We start from the raw sequence: 3,929 nt of genomic DNA, 5'->3' as shown, positions 1-3,929 counted from the left end.
CAGACCGGAGTCGGTCAGGGCAGTCACGGCATTCTCGACGGAGGTGCGCGAGATCTCGAGGGAACGAGACAGATCGTTGACGGTGGCGGGGCCGGAATCACGCAGCTGCAGTGCGGATCGAGCAACGATCGAAAGCGGACCTGTCACGGCCATGTGCTGCCCCCTCTTCTCCGGCTTCGTTGCGATCAACGTCGGGTGCGATCAAATTAGCACACCGAATTCTCAGATCAAGCTTTGTTGTTCTCGAACCGGAAACACCGCTGAAACACGGGCCTGAGAACTTGTACTTGACGAATTATCCCATTGCAGTGTCATAATGAACCGTACTCAGCACGGTATAAGCAAAGGAGCACCATGCGCGTCAGCAAGATCACCGGCGTCGTCGCGGGATTCGCGGCCGCCACCCTGTTGGCCGGATGTTCGGCCGGCGGAGGCAACACCGCAGAGGGTGAGCAGGACATCACGGTCTGGCTCTACCCGGTCATCGCCGACGAGGCGGTGCACAAGGACTTCTGGGACTCGACGATCGCCGACTTCGAGAAGCAGAACGAGAACGTCAACGTGAAGTACGAGATCTTCCCGTGGGCCAACCGCGACGAGGCGCTGCAGACGGCGATCGCCGCAGGCAAGGGGCCCGACGTCGTCTACCTGATCCCCGATCAGCTCGCGGCGTACCAGAAGTCGATCGCTCCGCTCAACGATCTGCTGAGCCAGGAGCGACAGGACGACCTGCTGCCGAACGTGAAGAAGTCGGTCACGCTCGACGGCGACATCCTCGGCGCGCCCATCCTCACCAGCGCCCAGCCCCTCATCTGCAACACCGCCGCCTTCGAGGCCGCCGGTGTCACGGAGTACCCCGAGACCTGGGACGACATCACCGCGATGGCGCCGAAGTTCACGGAGAAGGGCATGTACGCCCTGAACTACCCGGCATCGGCCGAGAACACCCTGAACCTCACGTACTACCCGCTGCTGTGGCAGGCCGGTGGCGAGGTCTACACCAAGGACGGCGACGTCGGCTTCGACAGCAAGGAGGGCGTGCAGGCGCTCACCTTCCTCACCGACCTGGCAGAGGCTGGTGCGCTCGACCCCGAGGCGCTCACCACGAACGTGCCGCTGGAGCAGACCGCGGTCGCTCAGGGCAAGGTCGCCTGCACCTGGAACAACGCGGTCAACGAGGTCGTGCCGTTCTGGGGCGAGGAGAACGTCAAGGTGCTGGCGCCGCTGACCGAGAAGGAGTCCGTGGCCTACGGCACGGTCGGCTCGCTCTCGGTGCTCAAGGGCTCCAAGGCGCAGGACGCGGCGGCCAAGTTCGTCGAGTACGCCACCGGTGCGGACGTCGTCGAGCCCTACCTCAAGGCAGCCGGCTACTTCTCGGCGCTCAGCACCACCGAGCCTCTGTACGCGGATGACCCGCTGCTCGGCGAGGTGGAGAAGTACGTCCCGGACACCACCGTGGGTGAGCTCAACGCCTCGTCCCGCGCGCTGATGGGTGTGCTCGCCCCCGAGATCCAGGCCGCCCTCCTCGGCGACAAGTCTCCCGAGGACGCACTGAAGGATGCCGCGACGGCTGCGGCTCCTCTGATCAAGAAGTAGTCGATCGAGAAAGTAGTCGACCGGGGGCATGCGGAACCCGAACTCCGCATGCCCCCGCACCCTGTCCCTCTCCCCACGTGAGGTAGCACTGATGACCACGGCAACCACGGCGAAGAAGCCCGCAGGGCGGGTGACGAGGCTGATCGCACGACGCGAGGCGCGGATCGCTTTCCTGTTCGTGCTCCCCGCCTTCCTCCTGTTCATCGCCTTCCGCTTCGGCCCCAGCATCGCCGGTGTGGCACTGAGCTTCTTCGACTACGACATCACCGGCGAGATCTCCTGGCGGGGTCTCGACCACTTCCAGCGCATGATCGCCGACCCGCTGTTCTGGCGGGCCATGGGTACGACACTGATCTATACGGTGTTCGCCGTGCCGATCGCGCTCGTGCTCTCGACCGTCATGGCCCTCGGCGTGCGTCGGGCCTTCCGGGGCGCGCGCTTCTTCCGCTCGATCTTCTTCCTCCCCGTCATCACCTCGCTCGTGCTCGCCGGGTCGATCTTCGTCTGGATCTTCTCCGCCAACGGGCCGTGGTCCGCGCTGATGACTCCGCTGGGGCTCGGCGGCTCCTGGCTCGGCAGCACCGTGCTCGTGATCCCCGCCATCGTCGTCGTCGGCGTCTGGTCGCGGTTCGGCTACGGGATGATGATCCTCATCGCCGCGCTGCAGGACGTGCCGCGCGAGCTCGAGGAAGCCGCTCTGATGGACGGCGCGAACGCCTGGCAGCGCTTCCGCTACGTGATCCTTCCGGTGCTGCGGCCGACCTTCTTCTTCCTCGCGGTGATCGAGACGACCGCCGCCTTCCAGGTGTTCGACGTCATCTACGTGATGACTCAGGGCGGGCCGGCGAACGCCAGCTACTCGCTCGTCTACATGCTCTACGACCAGGGCTTCCGCTACTTCGACTACGGCTACGCGGCCGCGATCGGCGTGGCCCTGTTCATCATGACCCTCGTCGTCGCGCTCATCCAGCGCCTGGTGATCGGAAAGCAGAAATGACCGCTCTGATGCAGCCGCCGACGCCGACCGAGACGTCCACGACCCCGAAGCCGGCCAAGACGTCGTCGAAGCAGCGCCGGGCGTATCGTGCGCTCCAGCCGACGGGGTGGGGGATCGTCGGACGATGGATCTGGCTGAGCCTGGCGGGGATCCTCAGCTTCTTCCCGTTCTACGCCATGGTCGTGCTGAGCCTGAAGCCCGGCATGGTGGTCGAGCTCCCCGGCTCGCTGCTGCCCTTCCAGGACATCTCGTTCGACGCCTACGAGCAGGTGCTCGCGGGGCAGAACATCCTCGGATGGCTCGGCAACACCCTCATCTACTCCCTCGTCTCGGTCGTCGCGGTGCTGTTCCTGTCGGCGCTCGCCGGCTACGCCTTCGCCAAGAAGCGGTTCCGCGGCAAAGAGGTGATGTTCTGGTCGTTCCTCGCCATGGTGATGGTGCCGTTCCACGTGACCCTCATCCCGACGTTCATCCTGATGGCGAACCTCGGCGGTGTCGACACCTACTGGGGCCTCATCCTGCCCTCGCTCGCCAACGCGCAGGCCGTGTTCCTGATGCGGCAGTTCATCTCGGGACTCCCGGACGAGCTGTTCGAGGCCGCCCGCATCGACGGCGCCGGCGAGTTCCGCATCTTCCTGCGGATCGTGCTGCCGCTGTGCAAGCCGATCCTCGCGACGCTCGGCATCTTCGTCTTCCTGTGGCACTGGAACGACTTCCTGTGGCCGCTCATCATCGCGAAGTCCAACGCGATGTTCACACTCACCGTCGGCATCTCGTCGCTGCAGCAGCAGAACGTTCCGCTGAGCACCATGCTCGCCGGTTCGGTCGTGGCGCTGCTGCCCATCTTCCTCGCGTACCTCATCGCTCAGCGGTACGTGCAGGAGGGCGTGGCCGGTACGGGCATCAAGGGCTGAGAAGAAGGGAAAGCACCACATGACTCAGCACACTTTCTCATCCGAGGCGGAGCTCGAGGAGGCGCTCGCGACACCGAGCGCCGGCCTGATCGCCGACCTCGCGCGCGGGGCGGGCGACCTCGTGATCCTGGGGGCGGGCGGCAAGATGGGCCCGACTCTGGCCATGCTCGCTCGCCGCGGGATGGATGCCGCCGGACGGAAGGGCGACGCGGTCTACGCGGTCTCCCGGTTCGGCGATGCCGCGATCCGCGAGCGCCTGGAGATCGCGGGAGTGAAGGTCGTCTCGTTCGACCTGATCGAGAACGACGACTTCTCCGCCCTGCCGGACGCCCCCAACGTGGTGTTCATGGTCGGTGCGAAGTTCGGTGCAGCGACCAACGCCTCCTGGGCATGGGAGGTCAACGCCGCCCTGCCCGACCGCG

Annotated in this window: 3 protein-coding genes and 1 pseudogene; all 4 read left to right on the top strand. The window is 65.6% G+C overall.

All coding sequences use genetic code 11. From position 1 onward, the window contains the following. Nucleotides 1–354 precede the first annotated feature (354 nt). Entirely contained in the window at nt 355–1,596 is a 1,242-nt protein-coding gene (locus tag DSP71_RS07900) for an ABC transporter substrate-binding protein (RefSeq protein WP_113680801.1), read from the top strand. A 91-nt stretch (nt 1,597–1,687) separates the two neighbouring features. Next, complete coding sequence (locus DSP71_RS07895) at nt 1,688–2,593, top strand: carbohydrate ABC transporter permease (RefSeq protein WP_046748129.1); 906 nt, start codon at nt 1,688–1,690, stop codon at nt 2,591–2,593. Beyond that, nucleotides 2,590–3,507 carry a carbohydrate ABC transporter permease gene (locus DSP71_RS07890; protein ID WP_058631077.1) on the top strand — a complete coding sequence of 306 codons (918 nt, stop codon included), beginning with the start codon at nt 2,590–2,592 and terminating at the stop codon, nt 3,505–3,507. Before DSP71_RS07895 ends, DSP71_RS07890 begins: the two co-directional genes overlap by 4 nt. 19 nt (nt 3,508–3,526) lie before the next feature. Continuing rightward, nucleotides 3,527–3,929 (top strand): annotated as a pseudogene (locus DSP71_RS23355) (epimerase); the annotation flags it as partial.

It is taken from the genome of Microbacterium sp. H6 (assembly GCF_003314775.1).
Classification (GTDB): domain Bacteria; phylum Actinomycetota; class Actinomycetes; order Actinomycetales; family Microbacteriaceae; genus Microbacterium; species Microbacterium oxydans.
The sequence above is the reverse complement of the archived record's forward strand: the minus strand, read 5'-3'. Positions and strand labels throughout refer to the sequence as shown.

Bases quoted from the DNA above. Each gene is read 5' to 3' on its own strand.
- DSP71_RS07900 (WP_113680801.1), top strand. From the start codon at position 355: ATGCGCGTCAGCAAGATCACCGGCGTCGTCGCGGGATTCGCGGCCGCC.
- DSP71_RS07895 (WP_046748129.1), top strand. From the start codon at position 1,688: ATGACCACGGCAACCACGGCGAAGAAGCCCGCAGGGCGGGTGACGAGG.
- DSP71_RS07890 (WP_058631077.1), top strand. From the start codon at position 2,590: ATGACCGCTCTGATGCAGCCGCCGACGCCGACCGAGACGTCCACGACC.